Annotated in this window: 14 protein-coding genes and 1 pseudogene; 6 read left to right on the plus strand and 9 right to left on the minus strand. The window is 46.7% G+C overall.

All coding sequences use genetic code 11. The features are described 5' to 3' along the window. Positions 1-48: 48 nt before the first annotated feature. Positions 49-1,929 (minus strand): FAD-dependent oxidoreductase, encoded by a 1,881-nt coding sequence (locus BST96_RS05755; protein WP_240554904.1) that lies wholly within the window; start codon positions 1,927-1,929, stop codon positions 49-51. Next, positions 1,929-2,189, minus strand: coding sequence for a hypothetical protein (locus tag BST96_RS20930; RefSeq protein ID WP_240554905.1), 261 nt, complete (start codon positions 2,187-2,189; stop codon positions 1,929-1,931). The genes BST96_RS05755 and BST96_RS20930 overlap by 1 nt, the downstream gene beginning before the upstream one ends. A 353-nt stretch (positions 2,190-2,542) precedes the next feature. On the opposite strand from BST96_RS20930, the gene trxA reads away from it, so the two are divergent. The 4 genes and pseudogenes from trxA (at position 2,543) to hemW (ending at position 7,039) form a co-directional block, all read left to right on the plus strand. Further along, positions 2,543-2,869 (plus strand): thioredoxin TrxA, encoded by a 327-nt coding sequence (trxA, locus tag BST96_RS05760; RefSeq protein WP_085757782.1) that lies wholly within the window; start codon positions 2,543-2,545, stop codon positions 2,867-2,869. Between the two features lie 248 nt (positions 2,870-3,117). Then, positions 3,118-4,376, plus strand: a pseudogene (rho, locus tag BST96_RS05765) (transcription termination factor Rho). 50 nt (positions 4,377-4,426) lie between these two features. Then, complete coding sequence (gene ubiD / locus BST96_RS05770) at positions 4,427-5,893, plus strand: 4-hydroxy-3-polyprenylbenzoate decarboxylase (RefSeq protein ID WP_085757783.1); 1,467 nt, start codon at positions 4,427-4,429, stop codon at positions 5,891-5,893. A gap of 12 nt (positions 5,894-5,905) precedes the next feature. Continuing rightward, the gene (gene hemW, locus BST96_RS05775; protein WP_085757784.1) at positions 5,906-7,039 is read left to right on the plus strand and encodes a radical SAM family heme chaperone HemW; all 1,134 of its coding nucleotides are present in this window, start codon (positions 5,906-5,908) and stop codon (positions 7,037-7,039) included. Between the two features lie 60 nt (positions 7,040-7,099). Here the strand turns inward: hemW and BST96_RS05780 are convergent, their stop codons facing one another. Further along, on the minus strand, positions 7,100-7,927 hold the full coding sequence (locus tag BST96_RS05780; RefSeq protein WP_085757785.1) for a PEP-CTERM sorting domain-containing protein: 828 nt from the start codon (positions 7,925-7,927) through the stop codon (positions 7,100-7,102). A gap of 402 nt (positions 7,928-8,329) precedes the next feature. On the opposite strand from BST96_RS05780, the gene ilvD reads away from it, so the two are divergent. Then, positions 8,330-10,174: a dihydroxy-acid dehydratase gene (gene ilvD, locus BST96_RS05785; RefSeq protein ID WP_085757786.1), complete on the plus strand. Its 1,845-nt coding sequence runs from the start codon at positions 8,330-8,332 to the stop codon at positions 10,172-10,174. 53 nt (positions 10,175-10,227) lie between these two features. Here ilvD and BST96_RS05790 read toward each other — a convergent pair whose 3' ends face one another. Further along, a complete protein-coding gene (locus tag BST96_RS05790) occupies positions 10,228-10,551 on the minus strand; it encodes a DUF1330 domain-containing protein (RefSeq protein ID WP_085757787.1) in 324 nt (107 codons plus the stop codon). A 117-nt stretch (positions 10,552-10,668) separates the two neighbouring features. Between BST96_RS05790 and BST96_RS05795 the strand changes: the two genes are divergently transcribed. Beyond that, on the plus strand, positions 10,669-11,043 hold the full coding sequence (locus BST96_RS05795) for a nuclear transport factor 2 family protein (protein ID WP_169713922.1): 375 nt from the start codon (positions 10,669-10,671) through the stop codon (positions 11,041-11,043). Between the two features lie 25 nt (positions 11,044-11,068). Here BST96_RS05795 and BST96_RS05800 read toward each other — a convergent pair whose 3' ends face one another. The 5 genes from BST96_RS05800 to BST96_RS05820 form a co-directional block, all read right to left on the minus strand. Beyond that, positions 11,069-11,893 (minus strand): type 2 periplasmic-binding domain-containing protein, encoded by an 825-nt coding sequence (locus BST96_RS05800; RefSeq protein WP_157117871.1) that lies wholly within the window; start codon positions 11,891-11,893, stop codon positions 11,069-11,071. Between the two features lie 43 nt (positions 11,894-11,936). Beyond that, positions 11,937-12,308, minus strand: coding sequence for a hypothetical protein (locus BST96_RS05805; protein WP_085757790.1), 372 nt, complete (start codon positions 12,306-12,308; stop codon positions 11,937-11,939). 190 nt (positions 12,309-12,498) lie between these two features. Further along, positions 12,499-13,851, minus strand: coding sequence for a tetratricopeptide repeat protein (locus tag BST96_RS05810; RefSeq protein WP_085757791.1), 1,353 nt, complete (start codon positions 13,849-13,851; stop codon positions 12,499-12,501). Positions 13,852-13,891: 40 nt separating this feature from the next. Further along, a complete protein-coding gene (locus tag BST96_RS05815) occupies positions 13,892-14,500 on the minus strand; it encodes an energy transducer TonB (protein WP_085757792.1) in 609 nt (202 codons plus the stop codon). A 6-nt stretch (positions 14,501-14,506) separates the two neighbouring features. Beyond that, on the minus strand, positions 14,507-14,917 hold the full coding sequence (locus BST96_RS05820) for an ExbD/TolR family protein (RefSeq protein ID WP_085757793.1): 411 nt from the start codon (positions 14,915-14,917) through the stop codon (positions 14,507-14,509). Between the last annotated feature and the right edge of the window lie 5 nt (positions 14,918-14,922).

Below are 14,922 nucleotides of genomic sequence, written 5' to 3' on the forward strand. Positions count from 1 at the left end.
CACCCTACTACGGATTTTTTTGGTGGATTATAATCCACCCTACGATAGCTATCGGCGCCAGGTGTGGAGTTTTTCCACCCACTGCAATAAGCCTTCAGGCTTATGGGCTTTTTTCCATTCTCCGGCGGCGTATTTGTTCGCTTCACTTAAGGTGGGGTAGATATGAATCGTCCCCATCACTTTATTTAAACCCAAGCCATGGCGCATCGCTAAAATATATTCGGCAATTAACTCACTCGCATGGTAGCCAACAATAGTGACGCCAAGGATCTTATCTTTACCCGGCACGGTCAATACTTTTACAAAACCATGGGCTTCGCTATCGGCAATGGCTCTATCCAAATCATCAATACCGTATTTCGTTACTTCATAGGCAATCGCGTTTGCCTTGGCTTCTTTTTCGCTGAGGCCCACTCGGGCAACTTCGGGATCAGAAAATGTAACCCAGGGGATAACGGAGTAATCCACTTTAAAGGTTTTAAAGCTACCAAATAAGGCATTAACCGCGGCATACCATGCCTGATGCGAGGCAACATGGGTAAATTGGTAGGGGCCAGCCACATCACCACAAGCAAAAATAGTCGGACAGCTTGTACGTAAATGTTCGTCGACAGTAACGGTGCCATTCTCATTACAGGCAACACCTACATTCTCAAGACCAATATGCTCGGTATTCGCCTGACGACCAATGGCCAATAAAATTTGGTCACACTCAATACGGATCTCGTCACTATTATTAATAGACACCACTGCGGTTTTAATCCCGGCATTCTGTTGTAATTCAACAATCCTGCTCTGTTCTAACACTCTTATACCATCTTGCTGAAACTGCGCGATTACCTGCTCAGCGACATCTTCATCTTCCTTGGGTATCAATTGACTGCGCACAATCATCGTAACGTCGCTACCCAGCCGCACAAAGGCCTGGGCCAGCTCGCAACCAATAGGGCCACCACCGACGACTACCAGGTGTTTTGGCAATTCACGAATAGTCCAAATCGTATCCGAGCTTAGATAATCCACGCTTTCAATACCGGGGATATCCGGCACCGCTGGCCGACCACCGGTAGCAACAATAATATTGCGAGCACTAAGGGTTTCACCATTGACCTCAACCTCCCAGGGAGAAACAATGGTCGCCTCACCCTGCACACAGTTCACCCCTAAATCGGTATAACGCTCCACAGAATCATGGGGCTCAATGGTGGCTATAATTTTTTCAACCCTCGCCATCACTGCGGGAAAGTCCACCTCACCGGAGACATTTTTTAAGCCGTATTCGGTGGCACGTTGTAAATAATGATTGATACGACTGGAGCGAATAATGGCCTTGCTGGGTACACAACCGGTATTTAAACAATCGCCCCCCATTTTATGCTTTTCAATTAAGGTCACTTTGGCTTTAACTGTGGCGGCAATATAAGAAGACACCAAACCACCCGCACCGGCACCGATCACCAACAAGTTATTATCAAACTGTTTGGGCTTTTTGAAACCGGCTTTTTTATAATCGGACCAGACTTTGCGCTTTTTAACCACCGCCACAATCAGTTTGGCAATCCAGGGAAATAGACCCAACAGCACAAAGGACCCGAGCAGGGCCGGCGAAAGAATACCGCTTAAGCCATCCAGCTGGGCTAATTGAGTCCCCGCATTTACATAAACTGCGGTACCGGCCAACATACCAATTTGGCTTACCCAGTAGAATGGCCATAAGCGAATTGGGGTTAAAGCCATCGCCAAATTAATCACAAAGAAAGGAAACACCGGGACTAATCGCAGGGTAAACAGGTAAAACCCACCCTCTTTTTCAACCCCTTCATTGATTGCGGTTAGATGACTGGCGAAGCGCTCCTGCACCCAGTCACGCAATAGACCTCTAGCAATCAAAAAGGCCAAACTGGCACCTATGCTTGAAGCAAAGGACACTAATAACAACCCCCAGCCCAAACCAAACAAGGCGCCCCTACCAGAGTCATCACCGCCGCCCCCGGCAGTGAAAATGCCGTGACCACCACATAGATCACAAAATACAGCAGGGCCACCAATAATGGCTGCTGTTGTTGATATTGGCTAATCGCCTGCTTTTGGCTATTAAAAAAATCCAGGCTTAGGTACTGCCCGGCATCAAAGTAGAAAAAGCCGCCCGCGGCCAATAAGACGATAATAAGTAGGATTTTTCGTTGCATAGGTTATCCGCGCCTGAATATGCTATTGCGAGTGGACTTCACCGCCACCCATTAGGTTCCCCTGCCAAGGATTGATACTACCCCCAAGTCGGGACTTTAGCAGCACTCTTTTGCTAAATCCGGGATAAGCTAAGTACATATTGATCTAGCAGACTTAGCCCCAGCACCTTGAAATAGCCTTTCGCGACCCTATTATTTGGCCTGCTGCTGCTCAAGCCTTGTTAGTTAAGCATTGAATGGTATGATGTCGCACCCAATACGACATGACGATTTCATGTGGTTGCTAATAAGAATGCTCAATGCAGCAAATATCACAACAGGCCCCAGTGCCTCATAGTTTTGGAGAAAGAATCATGAGCGACAATATCGTTCACGTCACAGACGCAAGTTTTGAAGCCGATGTATTAGGTGCCGATGTACCTGTATTAGTAGACTTTTGGGCCGAATGGTGCGGCCCTTGTAAGATGATTGCACCAGTAATCGCCGAAATTGCCACACAATATGAAGGCAAGCTAAAGGTCTGCAAAATGGACGTTGACGCCAATACCGAAACAGCCCCCAAGTTTGGTATCCGCGGCATCCCAACGTTAATGATCTTCAAAAACGGTAACGCTGAAGCCACTAAAGTTGGCGCTCTTTCCAAGACTCAGCTTAGCGAATTTATTGAAGGCGCTCTATAAGCCCCCTATTCCAGCCCTGATTGAAAAAAAGTGTCATTCAGGGCTGGACGCATTGCCTTTTCAGTGTTAAATTGCAACTCGACTGCATGTTCTGCGTCACCCCAATACCCTTATTCCATAATCCAGACATAATGTAATCCAGACATAATATAGTCGCCTAAAAACTATCCCTAAACATACCCGAAAATCTACACGCGTCCGCGTACTCCATTTGTAGTTTTCATAACTTGAAAAATTCCAATAATCTTATGAATCTAACCGACTTAAAAACCAAGCCAACCCAAGAACTCCTTGATATCGCCAAAGAGATTGGCCTCGATAATATCGCTCGCCAGCGCAAACAGGACATTATCTTCTCGATCCTGAAGCGACACGCCAAAAGCGGCGAAGATATCTCCGGTGATGGCGTATTAGAGATACTACAAGATGGCTTTGGCTTCCTTAGAAGCGCCGACTGTTCTTATTTGGCAGGCCCAGACGATATTTACGTCTCCCCTAGCCAGATTCGCCGCTTTAACCTGCGTACCGGCGATACCATTTCTGGCAAGATTCGCCCCCCGAAAGACGGCGAACGCTATTTTGCCCTGCTGAAAGTCAGCGAAGTTAATTACACCCAACCCGAACAATCCAAAAATAAAGTCCTGTTTGAAAACCTTACCCCCTATTTCCCGATGAGCGCTGTGTGCTGGAAGTGGGCAATGGCTCAACCGAGGATTTAACCGGTCGTATCATTGACCTGACATCACCAATTGGCAAAGGCGCCCGGGGCTTAATTGTCGCACCGCCCAAAGCCGGTAAAACCTTAATGTTGCAGCATATTGCCCAGAGCATGGTGCGCAACAACCCTGAGTGCTACATGATCGTATTACTGATCGATGAGCGCCCTGAGGAAGTGACAGAAATGCAGCGCTCAGTACGCGCAGAAGTGGTGGCATCGACCTTTGATGAACCACCAGCCCGTCACGTTCAGGTAGCCGAAATGGTTATCGAAAAAGCCAAGCGTCTGGTTGAGCACAAAAAAGACGTGGTTATCCTGTTAGATTCGATTACTCGCTTGGCCCGCGCCTACAACACCATTATCCCATCATCCGGCAAAGTACTGACCGGTGGTGTTGATGCCCACGCACTGGAGCGCCCCAAGCGTTTCTTTGGTGCTGCGCGTAATGTTGAAGAAGGCGGCAGCTTAACCATTATCGCGACTGCACTGATTGATACTGGTTCAAAAATGGACGAGGTTATCTACGAAGAATTTAAAGGTACCGGCAATATGGAACTGCACCTTGATCGCAAGGTAGCAGAAAAACGCGTTTATCCGGCTATTAACATTCGCCGCTCCGGTACACGTCGCGAAGAACGTCTGACGGATGAGGAAGAGTTGCAAAGAATGTGGATACTGCGCAAATTATTGCACGGTATGGAAGACACGCCAGCCATCGAATTCTTGCTGGATAAATTGAAAGACACTAAAACCAACGACGAATTCTTTTTGTCGATGAAGAGAAAATAAGGACTGGAACTGGGGCGAGCTATTAACTCGCCCCAACTGGTTTAGCCTCCATGAAATATAAAGACCTTCGTGACTTTATAGCTTTTCTTGAACAGCGCGGTGAACTGATTCGCGTTACCGAGCCTGTTAACCCCAAATTGGAAATGACTGAAATTTGCGACCGTGTTTTACGCAACGGTGGCCCAGCCATACTATTTGAAAACCCCATCGGTTTTTCCACCCCTGTCCTGACTAATTTATTTGGTACGGAACAGCGTGTAGCTCTGGGTATGGGACAGGATGATATTATCAAGTTGCGGGAAGTGGGCGAATTACTGGCCTATTTACGCCAACCCGACCCACCCAAAGGCTTGAAAGATGCCTGGGATAAAGCACCGATTTTAAAAAAGGTGCTAAAAATGGCACCCAAAATCATCAGCAAACCCGACTGCCAGAAACATATTATCAGCGGCGATGATGTTGACCTTTACCAGCTACCCATCCAAACCTGCTGGCCCGATGATGCTGGTCCGTTAATTACCTGGCCACTGGTAGTCACCCGCGGACCCAATAAAGAACGCCAGAACCTCGGCATATATCGCATGCAATTAATCGGTAAAAACAAGCTGATTATGCGCTGGTTATCGCACCGCGGTGGCGCTTTAGACTTTCAGGAATTCCAACAACAAAATCCCGGCAAACCCTACCCCGTTTCCGTAGCACTGGGCGCAGACCCCGCCACTATTTTGGGGGCAGTAACACCAGTACCCGATAACTTAAGTGAATTTGCTTTTGCTGGCCTATTGCGTGATAGCAAAACAGAATTAGCAAAATCCTTAAGTAACGATTTAAATATTCCCGCCACGGCGGAGTATATTTTAGAAGGTTATATTGCCGCCGGTGAGATGGCTGATGAAGGCCCCTTTGGCGATCATACCGGCTACTACAATGAAGTCGATCAATTTCCCGTCATGACTGTTACCCATATTACACATCGCGACGACCCGATTTACCATAGTACCTATACCGGTAGACCACCGGATGAACCGGCTATTTTAGGCCTGGCACTGAACGAAGTCTTTGTGCCTATTTTGCAAAAACAGTTTCCTGAAATCAGTGATTTCTATTTGCCCCCTGAAGGCTGCTCTTATCGTATGGCCGTGGTCACGATGAAAAAACAATACGCCGGCCATGCCAAGCGAGTAATGATGGGCGTCTGGTCTTTTTTACGGCAATTTATGTATACCAAATTTATTATCGTTACCGATGATGATGTTAACGCGCGGGATTGGAAGGATGTTATCTGGGCCATGACCACTCGCATGGACCCGCGACGGGACTGCGTCTTTATCGATAATTCACCGATTGATTATTTGGATTTCGCTTCACCGGTATCCGGCCTGGGTTCTAAAATCGGTTTTGATGCGACGAATAAAATGGAAGGGGAAACTACCCGAGAGTGGGGACTGCCTATAGCCATGGATCAAGCCACCCAACAACGCGTTGATGATATGTGGTCTTCGTTAGGTTTGGATTAACGGTTATCACCCGTGATCGAATTACCTCCCCTCAGTTTATATATTCATATCCCCTGGTGTATTCGCAAATGCCCCTACTGTGATTTTAATTCTCACACCAGCGACGCCATACCGGAACTGGACTATGCCAGGGCACTGATTGCAGACCTTGAGCAGGAACTCTCTCTGGTGCAAAACCGGCAACTGCATTCCATTTTTTTTGGCGGCGGTACGCCCAGTTTATTTTCGGCAACAACCATTGAGTACATTCTCAACGAGGTGGCAAAGCGCATTCCTTTTTCCGCCGATATTGAAATCACCCTGGAAGCAAACCCCGGCACAGTAGAGCAAGAAAAATTTTCTGGTTATGCAGCGGCAGGTGTGAATCGCTTATCCATTGGCGTACAAAGTTTTAATCCTGATCACCTGAAATCACTTGGCCGAATTCATAATAATACTGAAGCGATTAAGGCCGCAGCTACTGCCAAGCAAGCTGGCATTGATAACGTCAATATTGATTTAATGCATGGACTGCCACAACAAAATCAACAACAAGCCCTGGATGATATTCAGCAAGCTATTGATTTAGAGCCCAGCCATATCTCCTGGTACCAACTGACCATTGAGCCTAATACAGCTTTTTATAATACCCCTCCCACACTACCCTCAGATGATAAACTTGCAGATATACAATACGCTGGTGAACAACACTTACAGCAGCATGCTTATTATCAATATGAAATTTCCGCCTACAGCCTTCAGGGGAAGCAATCACAGCATAATATTAACTACTGGTCTTTTGGTGATTATATTGGCATTGGCGCTGGTGCTCATGGCAAGCAAACCGATATAGCACAACAGACTATTTTACGACGCTGGAAAACCAGGGCCCCAAAAGATTTCCTCAATGCTAAAAAAGCCTTTATGGCAGGAGAGCGGATTCTGGAACAACAGGAGATCCCACTGGAATTTATGATGAATAGCCTAAGGCTTAATCAGGGCTTTACACCACAGATGTTTGAGCACAGAACCGGGCTATCACTGGACGTTATCACGGCACAGCTGAACGCACTGACTCAACGGGGGCTACTAGAAAAAACGGGGGATGATATTTACCCTACAGCGGTTGGAAGACGGTTTTTAAATACCTTGCTAGAAGCCTTTTAATCTATACGTTACAGATAAAAAAATAGCCGCAAAGCGGCTATGGTTAACGCCATGCAAAGCTTAAGCTTTACGACGCAACATACCTAAACCAAAGACACCCAATGCCAGCAAAGCGATTGAAGAAGGCTCTGCCACGTTGGTTCTTGTCGTGATACCTTGCGCATAACCCATCAGGTTATCATTACCGCAACCCATCGTATTATGGAAATAGGCGCTATCGATATCCTGATTATTGATAAACCAGCTTAGATCAAAATTATAAGCAACGTTATGGGTGCCCGTTGTAGCATTCGGGTCACCCACATAACCGGCTTCACTATCCTTCAGGTCCGCTACATAATCAAAGGTGCCGCTGGCCACGGACGTGGCAAGGTCGGGACTATTATCTTCACCCACATAGCGCCAGGGACTAGAGCTATAATTCTGTGTATACCAGGCCTCAGAGGTTAATGATTGGTCCGTCAGTTCTCTGATTTCATAGCTTTGGGCGGCCCAATCTATATCAAACACATAATCGTAACCGAAGGTAGTTTTCACTGGCGTATTACCCACAGAGCCATCAACCACGCGGCCACCAAGAGCAATATTATCGCCATCAATATCGACGAAGATATCACCGGCATCAAACTGGCCTTCACCTTCCTTAAAATCATAACCGCCAACAATGGCCAGATCACCATTATCCTGCAACCAAAAGCCCTCTAAATCCCAAATCTGACCATGCTGCATACCTATCTCAACTTCCTGATCTTCATCGGCTCTGTGCCAGTCTTTATCTTGGCTGCTACCGTCAAAAATAGTGATCTCGGTACCCGTAAATGGCAGCGCTGCCAACGGCAGGGCATTAACCAATGCGAGGGCCGCCGCAGCTTGAACTAACTTTCTCATTACATACCTTCCAATATTTAAATCAATCATCCCGTGTATTTAGCCCACTAAAATACTCAATCTTGAATAACACAGAACAAGTGATACACAATCCATGCCAACAAGGAAAATTCTTTTAAAATCAAAGGCTTGAATAAAAAAACAGGCTTTAATAGGGATTAGTTGTAAATCATATCGACGCCAGCCGATCTCAGAGAGAAAATAAAAATTCTTTATTATCAAGTAGTTACAGAGGTTTACTAGCCTGCATACTCCTGAGCCACTGTTAAATAATGCGACACCTGTCTCGAAATAACAGCGCGTGCTGATACACCTATCTGTAACAGCCAAATTAACCCGCAGCGATTAACTCTATGCTATCCTTGCCGGCTATTAGAATTAGCCCGTTTTTAGAGGTTTACCATGCCGCAATATCGCTCCAAAACATCCACCGCCGGCCGCAATATGGCTGGAGCCCGCGCCCTATGGCGAGCAACCGGAATGAAAGATGACGACTTCCAAAAGCCAATTATTGCTGTCGCTAACTCTTTTACTCAATTTGTACCCGGTCATGTTCACCTAAAAGATATGGGGCAGCTGGTAGCTCGTGAGATTGAGAAAGCCGGCGGCGTGGCCAAAGAGTTCAATACGATTGCTGTCGATGACGGTATCGCTATGGGCCATGACGGCATGCTCTATAGCCTGCCCTCAAGGGACCTTATAGCCGATTCCGTGGAATATATGGTGAATGCCCACTGTGCCGATGCGATTGTCTGTATCTCCAACTGTGACAAGATCACACCGGGGATGCTGAATGCCTCCATGCGCTTAAATATTCCGGTGATTTTTGTCTCCGGCGGACCTATGGAAGCAGGTAAAACCAAACTGTCCGACCAGAAGCTCGACCTGGTTGATGCCATCGTCATTGCTACTGACGATAGCGCCAGTGATGAAAAAGTTGAGGAGTACGAGCGTTCTGCCTGCCCTACCTGTGGCTCCTGCTCAGGTATGTTTACCGCCAACTCAATGAACTGCCTGACCGAAGCCCTTGGCCTGTCACTGCCCGGTAATGGCTCGACACTGGCCACCCACGCAGACAGGGAGCACTTATTTTTAGAAGCTGGCCGCAAGATTGTTGACATCACTCGCCGTCACTATGAGCAGGATGATGATTCACTGCTACCTCGCTCGATTGCCAACTTTAATGCTTTTGAAAATGCTATGAGTCTGGATATCGCTATGGGCGGTTCTACCAATACCATTCTGCACTTATTAGCCGCAGCTCAGGAAGGCGGTATCGATTTCACCATGAATGATATCGACCGCTTGTCACGCCGCGTTCCACAGCTATGTAAGGTCGCCCCTAATACGCCGCTCTACCATATGGAAGATGTGCACCGCGCCGGTGGTGTTATGGGTATTCTCGGTGAATTAAATCGTGCCGGCTTGCTACACGAAGACAGCCCAACCGTGCACAGCGCCAGTATGAAAGAAGCTCTCGCGCGCTGGGATATTTGCCAGACCGACGACGACGCCGTAAAAACGTTTTTTATGGCTGGCCCCGCAGGTATCCCCACCCAAACCGCTTTCAGTCAAAGTACCCGCTGGCCATCACTGGATGATGACCGCGCCAATGGCTGTATTCGCTCACTGGAAAATGCTTTTTCACTGGAAGGCGGCCTTGCCGTTTTATTTGGCAATATCGCTGAAGATGGCTGTGTGGTTAAAACCTCTGGTGTTGATGAGAGTATCCATGTGTTTGAAGGCCCCGCGCATATCTGCGAGAGCCAGGACAGTGCGGTTGCTGATATTCTCGAAGGCCGCGTTAAAGAGGGCGATGTGGTCATTATTCGCTACGAGGGCCCACAAGGGGGCCCCGGCATGCAAGAAATGCTGTATCCAACCAGTTACTTAAAATCAAAAGGCTTGGGCCAGGCCTGTGCATTGCTGACCGATGGCCGCTTCTCCGGGGGCACCTCCGGTCTATCTATCGGCCATGCCTCACCTGAAGCCGCCGCCGGTGGTGCTATTGGCCTGGTGGAACAAGGCGATACCATTAAGATTGATATCCCCAACCGCAGTATTAATGTTGATCTATCCAACGAGGAATTAGACCAGCGTCGCACAGCAATGAACAACCGCGAAGATGGTGGCTGGAAGCCGCTGGAAGATCGACCACGGAAAGTGACAGCAGCCCTTAAAGCCTATGCCAAAATGGCCACCAGTGCCGATAAAGGCGCGGTTAGGGATGTTTCAATGCTGGACTAATGCTGGACTGAGAGTAAAACCTGCCCCCGCCACCCGGGGGCATTGTCTCACCGCTATACTATATCGCCTTCAGGCTCTTCAACAGCCACAATAAAATCAATATCGACAACGCCTTCCCGCAACTTTTTAGCCTCTTGATAAGCATCCGAGTGCCAAAAATTTTCCAGCGCCGCTTTTGAGCTAAATCGTTCAATCGTTACCATACCATCGGTATAAGGCCACTCGCCTTCCAGTAATATCGGCTTGGAATGCCCAAGAAACTCAAGCCCAGCCGCTTGTGCCAAAGGGCCTGAAGCTTCGGCATAGGGAGCTATTTTTTCTGGCTGCAGGATCCGCCCGCTGACAACAACATAAATAGGTTTGGCGGTATCACTCATGGCAAACTCCTTATTATATTAATATCCCGCCATTATAAGATGAATAGTCACAGGATAGTTTCCGATTTACGCCTTTATGCCATAGAATGCGCAACAGATAATAATTAAAGGATGCTTATGTATACCCCCGACGAAGTTCGCTCTCTGGTCACTCGCTATATCGACATGATGTGTAATAACGATATTGACGGCATTATGGAACTCTATGCTGAAGGCGCCGTATCGGAAGACCCTGTTGGCGGCCCTGCCCACGAAGGCAAAGACGCTATCAGGGCCTTTTACGCCGCTGTTACCCCTGCGCTGCATGTCGAGCTAAAAGGACCTGTCTGCGTTGCGGCCAATAGCTGTGCATTTTTATTATTAGCCCGCCACAACTTTGAAGACCATAGCAGCTATCTGGATGCAACGGATGTGTTTACTTTTAATGACGAAGGTAAAATAACGCACATGCAAGCCTTTTGGAATATGGCGGATGTCAGGGAACAGCCCTAGCCGTTAACGGCTTGCGCACAACGGATTAATTCAGCGTAGTATCGCAATTACCCACCTCAGACCATAAATTTAAATAGCGGGAGTGGATATGCTCTTCGTAACCGGTAGTACGCATTTGCGTTATTTTTTTATCGATCAAAGGGAAGTATTTTTCTTTTGCAGAACCGATAGGGACGGCGATATACACCGCAGTCTGCAAGGCTTCCAGGGTTAAATAATTAAAGTTATCCTTAATGCCATGCTTGATGGCCGCCAACTTAATCGAGTAACGGTTGTCAATCACATAATCAACCTGTTGATTACTAAGCTGCTCCAGTGCTTTATCCAGACTGGTATAGACTTCAAGATCCAGTGCATAGGGCTTTAGTACCTTGGCAATGGAGCGCGGCATACTCTGTTTAGTGGTGCCAATCAGAATGCCCTTTTTATGGGAAAAATCGCTGAGGGAGTTGGCAACGCCAAGCTCAGCTGAATAAATCAAACCTCGCTCAAAGATAACCGCCGGTACGCTATTAGCTGTCAGCCCCAGATAACTTAAGTCTCCGCCACCCACGCCATAAATAAAATCCAGCTTACCCTGTTCCGCCGCTTTAACAATATCTTTGATAGAGTCCGGCCCAGTAATCGTTTTCGCTGCTACCCGTAAATTAATATTTAGATCAGAAAATATTTTTTTTAAAATATGTTGCGATGAACCGGTAATTTTTTGCTGGCAGGCATCAAACCATGAATAAGGTATGGACTCTTTATCTGACTGGGCAATCACCAGGGAGGGCTGTGTCTCAGAGAAACCGAGAGCAGGCACTAGCATTAAGGCTAAAGTTAAAATCCATGGTTTTATCGCGTTCAAAACACAGCTTCTCCGTAAAGTGTGAAATTTTTTGCAGGGGTTGCTAGCCTAGCCAATCCCGCGCATCTTGCTCAGAGCTAAACATCTCGATATCCCAACCGGTAGACTCCGCCAATAACTGATAATAGGCGGTAAACGCCTGACTCTCTTCATTAGCCCCTAAAACAATGGCATTTTTAATCTTCGGGTTAGTTTTTGCTTGAGCCTGAGCGACGGCAGAGACTTTAACCACATCACTCTCAACACATAGATTTTCCTTAACCTGAGAAACATCGAGGACAATACCGCGCAAATCTTCAAAGGGGTAATTATCCGTGATCGCACTTTGCGACTCCAATACTTCCTGCCCGGTAATCGTACCGGTATAGCTTATATACAGCTGTTTTTTGTCTTCCCAATTAAATGAAACCGGCATGGTGTTTATTCCTGACGCCTAAACTCAATAATGGCAACCCACTATAGATCAGGGTTTTATTGTATTTGTTCAATATAACAAATTGCCAACAACAAAACCTAGTTTTATTTTAACTCGGGGGGGTTTTTGCTATATAGCAGGCACAAAAAAAGGCGCTAATCAGCGCCTTTCCAGTTCAGCTTAACGCTGCTTAAACCTGCTCTAAACTCTTCTGACGAGCTAGCTCACGCTCCATAAACTTAATCCATTGCTCAGCGTACTGCTTGCTGCGCTTGTCTTTAGCCGCCTTGGTAAAGGCAGAACGAGCTGACTTATATTGCTTCAGGTTGAAGTGTGCCATACCTTTTACCAGGTAAGCCGTATCAGAGCGTTTTACGCCGCCCTTCTTCAGACCTTTGTCACAGGCATCAACAGCCTTTTTGAACTCATCGTTATCCAGGTAGATACTGCATAAACGAGCCCAGAGGTCGCCTTTGTCAGATTTACCGGCAGCTCTCGCCATTTCCGGAATCGCCTTTTTAACTTCCTGCGCCTGACGCCATGAGTTACCTAGTAACTCAAGGTTTTTAGAGGTCGCTTCAATGGTCTTGTCTTTAATCCCTTTATCTAAAACTTTTGCCGCCTTATAAGGCACATCGTTTAGCAGGAATAAAGAGGCCATATTAACCAGCTCTTTTTCTTTATCCAGCATACCCTGGACATATGCGGTTTCCATAGCATGAAGCTGATTAGGCTCGTTTTTCAACTCAGAGTACATACCAGACAACTGCATCCAGTATTGCTTCTTCGGATAATGAACCAGCATTTCTTTAAGAATCTCTACGACTTGCTTGTAGTTTTCTTTCTCGTAATAAAGGAAACGCTGCAGACCGTACCAGTTTTCTTTAGGGACTTTGCCCTTCTCTTTATACATATTGATAGCAATTTCAACATTCTTTAAAGAGTTGTCATATTCTTTTAACTGGTAATAACCCTGAGACAACAGCATATAGGCGCTAGCGGTTGGTGCTTCTGTCACTTCAAACCATTCCAACAGGGCTTTAACACCGTTGGCATAGTCTTCAGTCACAAAGTATAGCTGTGCAACACTATAGCGAGCCTGAATTAAAGTACCTTCAGGGGCTTCGGGTAAGGTCAGAATTTTAGAATAAGCTCTTAATGCTCCGGGATAGTCTTCTTTACTGTAGTAAATAAAGGCATCCATATTCAGAACGTTGGCCATCTCAGCATCGTTTAATGGCTTTTTGCCGTTCTTCAAGTCATTAAGAATTTCCAAGGCGCCCGCAATATCTTTAGCTTCAACGGCTTCTTGAGCAGCCTGTAGCTTTTCATAGACCTTATTGTTCATGGCCTGGGTGCGTTTGGTTTTTTGCTTTTTCTCTTCTTTCTTTTCCTGTGCCTGAGCCACGCCCATCAACGCTTGATCGCTGTATGGCTGCAACAAGGCAGGAACCACCGCTTGCGCGGCTAACACGGGTACGCTGATTAAAAAAGCGCGACCCCAGTGTTTTAGTGGTGTAAGTGATAAAACATTCATAATCATTCAGCTAATTCCGAAGTTTTAAGCCTGAGCTTATGAGCCCTTATTTTTCGAGCTCATAAGTGAATCGGTTTTGTACGCCCAGTACATCGATAGCTTCGCCATCAATAACACGCGGCTTATATTTGAACTTAAGTGCTGCTTTAACCGAAGCACGTTCAAAGTAACCTTTTGGCTGACAGTCGACAGGGACAGGGTCTTTGATAGAACCTGACTTTGTCACGGTATATTCCACAGTACAGTAGCCTTCAATACCTCGGCTATTTGCACGGCGAGGATACATTGGCGCGACCTTAACAATAGGAAGGTATTCACCGTCAGCACCACCAAGACCATTACCCAAACCAATATTGACATTGGTACTCATGTTTGGAGACATGTTTACCGCATCGGGATTCACATCCACATCGTCAATCTCTGGCTGATCCAGATCTGGCGGAGGCTCTTCTGGATCATCAGGCTTGTCGGGTTTGGCCTCTTTAAGATTGGCTTCAATTTCCCGATCAGGCATGGTGATGTCGGCAATTTTAGTTGCCGGCTTTTCATCCAGAGTCTTGTCCGCCATTTCAATCAATAGCGGCATTAAATAAAACAGGCCGGTAGTGACTAAAGCCGCTAACCCGGCGCCTATTAATACGCGTAGGTAATTCATAAGGGCTTAATCGTTTTCCGTGGCCAATGAAACGTCAAAGACGCCTGCGGCACGTGCAGAGTCAATCACACTTGCAACAGTTTCAGTGTTGGATTCGTTATCTGCTTGCACAACCACCGCACCCTTAGGGTTCTCAGCATGCATACGTTCAATAACAGAACGTACTGCGCGCTTATCGATACGACGCTTGTCAATCCAGATTTCGTTGGTCGCACTTACTGCAACCAGAATATTAACGTTTTCTTTCTTGGTAGCCGTCGAAGCTTCAGGACGGTTTACCTCGATACCAGCTTCTTTAATAAACGAAGCGGTAACGATAAAGAAGATAAGCATGATAAAGACAACGTCCAGCATGGGCGTTAAATCAATCTCGCCGCCTTCTTCTCCACCTGCATTTCTATTAGCATTTCTGCGCATGATAT

Origin of the sequence: Oceanicoccus sagamiensis, from assembly GCF_002117105.1 — a bacterium.
In the GTDB taxonomy this organism is placed as follows: domain Bacteria; phylum Pseudomonadota; class Gammaproteobacteria; order Pseudomonadales; family Dasaniaceae; genus Oceanicoccus; species Oceanicoccus sagamiensis.

Excerpts from the sequence above, each read along its gene's own strand:
- ubiD (WP_085757783.1), top strand. The coding sequence starts at position 4,427 with ATGAAATATAAAGACCTTCGTGACTTTATAGCTTTTCTTGAACAGCGC.
- BST96_RS05805 (WP_085757790.1), bottom strand. The coding sequence starts at position 12,308 with ATGCCGGTTTCATTTAATTGGGAAGACAAAAAACAGCTGTATATAAGC.
- BST96_RS05815 (WP_085757792.1), bottom strand. The coding sequence starts at position 14,500 with ATGAATTACCTACGCGTATTAATAGGCGCCGGGTTAGCGGCTTTAGTC.
- BST96_RS05790 (WP_085757787.1), bottom strand. The coding sequence starts at position 10,551 with ATGAGTGATACCGCCAAACCTATTTATGTTGTTGTCAGCGGGCGGATC.
- BST96_RS05820 (WP_085757793.1), bottom strand. The coding sequence starts at position 14,917 with ATGCGCAGAAATGCTAATAGAAATGCAGGTGGAGAAGAAGGCGGCGAG.
- BST96_RS05810 (WP_085757791.1), bottom strand. The coding sequence starts at position 13,851 with ATGATTATGAATGTTTTATCACTTACACCACTAAAACACTGGGGTCGC.
- BST96_RS20930 (WP_240554905.1), bottom strand. The coding sequence starts at position 2,189 with ATGCAACGAAAAATCCTACTTATTATCGTCTTATTGGCCGCGGGCGGC.
- trxA (WP_085757782.1), top strand. The coding sequence starts at position 2,543 with ATGAGCGACAATATCGTTCACGTCACAGACGCAAGTTTTGAAGCCGAT.
- BST96_RS05795 (WP_169713922.1), top strand. The coding sequence starts at position 10,669 with ATGTATACCCCCGACGAAGTTCGCTCTCTGGTCACTCGCTATATCGAC.
- ilvD (WP_085757786.1), top strand. The coding sequence starts at position 8,330 with ATGCCGCAATATCGCTCCAAAACATCCACCGCCGGCCGCAATATGGCT.
- BST96_RS05780 (WP_085757785.1), bottom strand. The coding sequence starts at position 7,927 with ATGAGAAAGTTAGTTCAAGCTGCGGCGGCCCTCGCATTGGTTAATGCC.